Origin of the sequence: Maricaulis sp. W15 (genome assembly GCF_001924955.1) — a bacterium.
Taxonomy (GTDB): domain Bacteria; phylum Pseudomonadota; class Alphaproteobacteria; order Caulobacterales; family Maricaulaceae; genus Maricaulis; species Maricaulis maris.
Genome location: NZ_LQXG01000020.1, coordinates 196,722 through 202,952, shown reverse-complemented (window position 1 = coordinate 202,952; position 6,231 = coordinate 196,722). Strand labels below are relative to the sequence as shown.

Here is a 6,231-nt window from a genome sequence, read left to right as displayed (position 1 = left end):
CTGATCAAGTCAGGGCTCCGCCCGGGATGACAAGCCAGGGGTGGCCGGTGAGTGGATCCGCGTCGTCAGCGCCGGATTCTGCCGCAAACTGCCAAGCCCCGACCCTCGCAAACCAAAACACATTTTTCCCGGCCGCAGCCCCGCAAAAGCGGGGCGGAGAGCCGGGACCTACCGACCCATCCGGCAAGCGATGAGTCTCCGGTCGGTCCCGGATGGCGCTGTGCGCCTCCGGGAAAAATGAAAAAGGGGAAATGATGCGAGGAGCGCCCCCTACTCCCCGTGGTGAAAGCTGTCCGGACTCTCATACACGACCTCGCCATCGACCACCGTCATCCACGGTTCGACGGTGAGAATCTCCGCTTCCGGGATGGTCATGATGTCTTCGGAGAAGACGGTGAAGTCAGCGATCATGCCGACCGCGATCGTGCCGAGTTCGTCTTCGCGGAAGGAGGCATAGGCTGGCCAGGCTGTGAAGAGCTTCAAGGCGTCCTCACGCGACAAGGCTTCTTCGGCATGCCAGTTCTCGCCCTGGAAGCCCGACAGGTCGGCCCGGGCCACGGCGGCGTAGAATTCGATGCGCGGATCGCCCTGCTCGACCGGGGCGTCGGAACCGCCGGTGATATGGGCGCCGGCATCCAGGAGGCTCTGCCAGGCATAGGCACCGTCGAGGCGGTCATCACCCAGCCGGTCGGGCGCGAAATGCAGGTCACCAATGGCATGGGAGGGCTGGAAGGAGGCGATCACGCCCAGCTCGGCAAAACGGGGAATGTCCGCCGGGTCGATGATCTGGCTGTGCTCGTCGCGCCAGCGCGGATCGGCCAGCGCCCATTCCTCCGGCGGCACCTGGGCGCGCGCTTCCTCGACCCAGTCCAGAAGATAGCGATTGCCGCGATCACCGATGGCGTGGACATTCATCTGGATGCCCTGACGCAGGGCATCGATGAACAGACCGATCGTCTCATCGGCTTCGGCGATGGCGAGGCCGCTGGTTTCGGGGCGGTCGGCATAGGGTTCCAACAAAGCGGCGCCGCGCGAACCCAGTGCGCCATCCATATAGAGCTTGACGGCCCGCGTGATGACCCGGCCATCGGCGACATCGCGATGTCCACCGGCGGCGAGCGGGGCATAGCCTTCCGGTCCGACAGAGAGATAGGTCCGCAGCGGCAGGTCTCCGGCTTCGGCCAGCCCTTCAATGACCGGCACCATCGACCAGGGCACCGACATGTCGTGGGCCCCGGCCCAGCCGAGGCTGACGAGGCGCCGGGCGCCGTCGGCATAGGTGTCCCGGATGACGTCCGGTGATGGCGTCTCCATCAGCGGTGACACGGCGCCCATGGCCGTGTCGACCAGGAGGCCGGTCGGCTCGCCGTCGGCGTCGAACAGGATTTCCCCGCCCGACGGCGCCACGCTGTCGCGGGTGATGCCGACGGCGGCCAGGGCGGCGCTGTTGGCGATCAGGGCATGACCATCGGCGCGGCGCAGGATGACCGGATTATCCGGCGAGACCGGGTCGAGATCCTGACGGGTCGGGAAACGGCCTTCCGGCCAATGCGTTTCGATCCAGCCGCGCCCGGCCAGCGTTTCGCCTGCGGGCGTGTCGGCAATCGCGGCTTCAACACGCGAGACCAGCTGCGCCACCGAGGTCACATCGTCCAGATTGAGCGTCCGCTCGCGCTGGCCGACGCCATAGACATGGATATGACTGTCGGTGAACCCGGGATACAGGGCGCCGCCATTGAGATCGATGAGGCGGGTCCCCTCGCCGATCCAGGCCTGGGCTGCCTCATCATCACCGACGAAGGCGATCCGGTTGCCGCGCACCGCGACGGCCTCGACCATCGGCTGGTCATCGCGGGCGGTGTAGATCGGCCCGCCCCAGATCACCAGATCAGCCGCACTTTCGCTCAACGCCCCGTCGGTGCCGTCGGCAAGCGGTGCCATGTCCGCGCCGCCATCACACCCGGCCAGGGCCAGCACGGCCAGCGAAATCATCCAGTTATTGGCGCGCATGAAAAAGCCTCCCCGCTTCGTGCCGGGAGGCTATATCGCGTCAGCGCATACGACAACGCCCGCAGCAGGCTGCGGGCGTTGGAAATTCGTCAGCTCGTCCGGTGCTTAGGCAGCCAGAGCCTTTTTCAGGTCGCGCTTGATCTTCAGGGCCTTGTCCGAGAGCTTCTCGTCACGGGCCTTGAGGAGGAATGCATCGAGACCGCCGACATGGTCCACAGAGCGCAACGCCTTGGCGGCAATGCGCAGCTTGTAGTTCTGGCCCAGCTTCTCGGAAGCCAGCGTCACATCACACAGGTTCGGCAGAAAACGGCGGCGGGACTTGTTCTGAGCGTGAGAAACATTGTTTCCCGTCAAAACGCCAGTTCCCGTCAGTTCGCAACGACGCGCCATAGTCGCACCTTTCAAATATAAAAATCCGTGCGCACCGGTATTGCGACCAGTGCGAGAGCGGGCGAGATAAAGGAGGTGAGGCGGGTCGTCAAGCTTGCCGCGTTCATCTTGCAGCCGGTTTCGATCAGTTATTGCAGTTGAACCGCCTTATGGGTTAGGGCCTTGGGGGCTCAGTTCGGGAGAGAGTAGCGTGAAAAAGACTTGGATTTACGGGGCAATGGCCGCTGGCACCCTCCTCTGCTCGGCCGCTGCGTCGGGCGATGATGCCGCCAATGAGGCTTCAGCAGCGCAAATGCAAGGCGTGACGGTACAATACGCCGGATCGGTCATGGTCTTCCAGGTCGCCAATATCGTGGTGTCCGGACAGTTCGCTGATGACACCTACCAGGCGTCGGCGCGTTTCACCGCTGCCGGCCTCGCCGCCCTGTTCACCGATGCCGATATCGAGGCCGGTGTGAGCGGCTATCGCGACGGCGATGCCCTGCGCCCCTGGCATTACAGCCACCTCAATCATGCCAGCTCGAAAAACCGGGTCGTGGCGATCGATTTCCCGGACGGCGTTGCCACGCCCAATATCGAACCGCCCTTCGGCTCGATGGGCGAACCACCGGCCACGGACGAGGAACGCGCCGGCGCCGCCGATCCCATTTCCACCCTGCTGGCGATGGGTCTCGGCGCGGTGGCGCGCGGCGACAGCCAATGCGATGGCACGCTGCCGGTCTTTGACGGTCGCGCCCGCTATAATCTGCGCTTTGAAGACGGCGGCACCGACCGGGTCCGCACCCGGGCCTGGTCTGGCGACGCCCTGGTCTGCCATGCCTATTACGAGCCGATCTCCGGCTATGAGGCCGATGAATTCCCGTCCGAGGATGATATCGACCGCCCGATCACCTTCTGGCTGGCCCCGGTGCATGGTGGTGACATCCACATCCCGGTCCGCATCCGTACCAATGCCGGCTTTGGCGGCGTGACAATCGTGGCCCGCTCCATCGAGGAAAATTGATCCGCCGCTGACTGGCAAAGCCGTCCGGGATTGCCTAGGCCCGGGGCATCATGTGATGGAGTTGCGGCATGGCATCCTACCGCAACGAGCCGGGGCAGATCACCGCTGCCCTGGGTCCGACCAATACCGGCAAGACCCACCTCGCTGTCGAGCGCATGCTGGGGCGTGCCTCCGGCATGATCGGACTGCCCCTGCGCCTCCTGGCGCGGGAGATTTATGACCGTGTGGTCAAGGCCAAGGGTGTCGGCGCGGCGGCCCTGATCACCGGCGAGGAAAAGATCGTGCCGCCTTCGGCGCGCTATTTCATCTGCACGGTGGAATCCATGCCGGTGGAAAAGCGGGTCGCCTTCGTGGCGGTCGACGAGATCCAGCTCGGCGCCGATCCCGAGCGCGGCCATGTCTTCACCGACCGGATGCTGCGGGCGCGCGGCACGGAAGAGACCATGCTTCTGGGCGCCGGAACGATGTATAATCGGGTGCGCGAGCTTGTCCCCGAGGCCGAGATCACCTTCCGCGAACGCTTCTCGCAACTCGCCTATTCCGGCCCCGCCAAGCTGACCCGGCTGCCGCGCCGCTCGGCCGTCGTCGCCTTCTCGGCCGAGGCCGTCTATGCGATCGCCGAACTCCTGCGTCGTCGCCGCGGCGGCGCGGCGGTGGTGATGGGCGGGCTGTCGCCGCGCACCCGCAATGCCCAGGTTGAACTCTACCAGTCCGGCGAGGTCGATTTCCTGGTCGCCACCGACGCCATCGGCATGGGGCTGAACATGGATATCGACCATGTCGCCTTCGCCGAGAGCCGCAAATTCGACGGCCGCAAGCGCCGCCGCCTGACCCCGGCCGAGATCGCACAGATCGCCGGGCGGGCCGGTCGTTTCCGCAATGACGGGACATTCGGGGAGACAGCCGATTGCCGCCCCTTTGATCCCGATCAGGTCGAGGCGGTCGAAAACCATCGCTTCGCGCCGGTCGAACGCCTGCGCTGGCGCAATCCGAATCTCGATGAGAGTTCGCTGGACGCGCTGCAATTCACCCTCGGCAAACCCTCGCGCAACCCGGCGCTGGAACGGGTCGGCGAAGCGTCGGACGAGAAAGCGCTGGGCGTGCTGGCCGGTGATCGTGAGATTCGTGACCGCGCCACCTCCCCGGCGGCGGTCGGGCGGCTGTGGGATGCCTGCCGCCTGCCAGATTTCCGCAAGGCGACGCTGGATGCCCATGCCCGGCTGATCAAGTCGATCTACCTGCACCTGACCGGTCCCGGCGCCCGCCTGCCGGATGACTGGATGGCGGGCCAGCTCGAACGTTTCAAGAAGACCTCCGGCGATGTTGACGCCCTGGCGGCCCGCCTCGCCCATGTCCGCACCTGGGCCTATGCGGCGCACCGCGCTGACTGGACCCGCGACCCGGCCCACTGGCGCGGTGTCACGCGCGAAATCGAGGATCGCCTGTCCGATGCCCTGCACGAACGCCTGATGCAGCGCTTCGTCGATCGCCGCACCAGCGCCCTTGTCAAAGGCTTGCGCGATGAACGAGACTTGCTGGCCGGGGTCGCCAGCAATGGGGAGGTTACGGTAGAAGGCCATTTCGTCGGTCGTCTGGCCGGCCTCATCTTCAAACCCGATGCCGACGGGCGGGACCTGGCGGCGCGGACCCTGAACTCGGCAGCGCTGCGTGCACTGCGCCCTGAAATCAACCGACGGCTGGGAGCCCTGGCGAAAATCACGATGGACGATCTCTCCTTTTCCGATGACGGCAAGATCAGCTGGAATGGCGATAACATCGCACAGCTCATCCCCGGCCCGACGCCTCTCAAGCCCGCCATCAAGCTGATTGGCGGCGATCTCGGGGCCCATGAAGCCCAGTCACGCGCCCGCGCCAGCCTGGAAGCGCGGCTCGTCGCCCATATCGAGACGCAATTGGCGCCGCTGTTCAAACTGCGCGAGGCCGGCCAGTCCGACGACATGCCGGGCCTGGCCCGCGGCCTCGCCTGGCGGCTCTACGAAGCCGGTGGCGCCCTGCCGCGGCTGACCGTCAGCGATGATGTGCGCAACCTGTCGCAGGTCGAGCGCCGCTCGCTGCGCGCTGCCGGCGTGCGCATCGGCGAGCACATGATCTATGTGCCCGAACTGGTGAAGCCTGCCCCGGCGCGGCTCAACGCATTGCTGCACGCGATTGCCGCCGGGCGGACCGATCTGGCCTGGCTGCCGGCACCGGGCCTGACCTCGGTTGCCAATGACCGCTCGCGCACCCGCGCCGAATACGCCGCCATCGGCTTTCAGCCCTGCGGCCCGCGCGCGGTGCGGTTCGACATGCTCGAACGCCTCGCCGACACGCTGCGCGAAGCCGGCAAGGATGAAGGCCAGGGCTTCCCGCTGACTGCCGACATGACGGCCGTTCTGGGCTGTTCGGTCGAGGATTTGCGCGGCACGCTGACCGAGCTGGGCTATCGCCGCATCCAAAAGGGCCCCGATCCCGAGAAAGCCGAGGGCGAGCGCTGGGACCGGCGTCGCCGCAAACACCCGCCGCGCGGCCCGCGCGTCGCCGAGCGTCGTCCGGCAAAGGCCGCCGAGCCGGCCCCCGTCCCGTCCGACAGCCCATTTGCCGCCCTCGCGGCCCTCACCCTGACCGAAGCGCCCAAACGCAAGCCGCGCCCCAAGCGCAAGCGTCGCAAGGGCGGCGGCGGTGACAAGCCTGACGCCACACCGGTCGAGGCTGGCGCCGAGACAGCGGTCGCAGATGTCCAGGCAGACACCCCGGCAGCGTCCGAGACGGCGGCTCCGGCCGAAAACGTCAGCGAACCGAAATCCGAAACCAAGGCATGACGGGCGGCG

At 66.4% G+C, this 6,231-nt stretch carries 4 protein-coding genes; 2 read left to right on the top strand and 2 right to left on the bottom strand.

Annotated elements, in window-relative coordinates; all coding sequences use genetic code 11:
- Positions 1 to 270: 270 nt before the first annotated feature.
- Entirely contained in the window at positions 271 to 2,010 is a 1,740-nt protein-coding gene (locus AWH62_RS15145) for an amidohydrolase (RefSeq protein ID WP_075191328.1), read from the bottom strand.
- A gap of 105 nt (positions 2,011 to 2,115) precedes the next feature.
- Positions 2,116 to 2,400: a 50S ribosomal protein L28 gene (gene rpmB / locus AWH62_RS15140; RefSeq protein WP_075191327.1), complete on the bottom strand. Its 285-nt coding sequence runs from the start codon at positions 2,398 to 2,400 to the stop codon at positions 2,116 to 2,118.
- 190 nt (positions 2,401 to 2,590) lie between these two features.
- Between rpmB and AWH62_RS15135 the strand changes: the two genes are divergently transcribed.
- Positions 2,591 to 3,403 carry a DUF3108 domain-containing protein gene (locus AWH62_RS15135; RefSeq protein ID WP_233128348.1) on the top strand — a complete coding sequence of 271 codons (813 nt, stop codon included), beginning with the start codon at positions 2,591 to 2,593 and terminating at the stop codon, positions 3,401 to 3,403.
- 68 nt (positions 3,404 to 3,471) lie between these two features.
- Positions 3,472 to 6,222, top strand: a complete 2,751-nt coding sequence (locus AWH62_RS15130; RefSeq protein ID WP_075191325.1) for a helicase-related protein — start codon at positions 3,472 to 3,474, stop codon at positions 6,220 to 6,222.
- The last annotated feature ends 9 nt before the right edge of the window (positions 6,223 to 6,231 follow it).

What these genes read in the sequence shown, in the direction of transcription:
- rpmB (WP_075191327.1), bottom strand. Translation starts at nt 2,400, where the DNA reads ATGGCGCGTCGTTGCGAACTGACGGGAACTGGCGTTTTGACGGGAAAC.
- AWH62_RS15145 (WP_075191328.1), bottom strand. Translation starts at nt 2,010, where the DNA reads ATGCGCGCCAATAACTGGATGATTTCGCTGGCCGTGCTGGCCCTGGCC.
- AWH62_RS15130 (WP_075191325.1), top strand. Translation starts at nt 3,472, where the DNA reads ATGGCATCCTACCGCAACGAGCCGGGGCAGATCACCGCTGCCCTGGGT.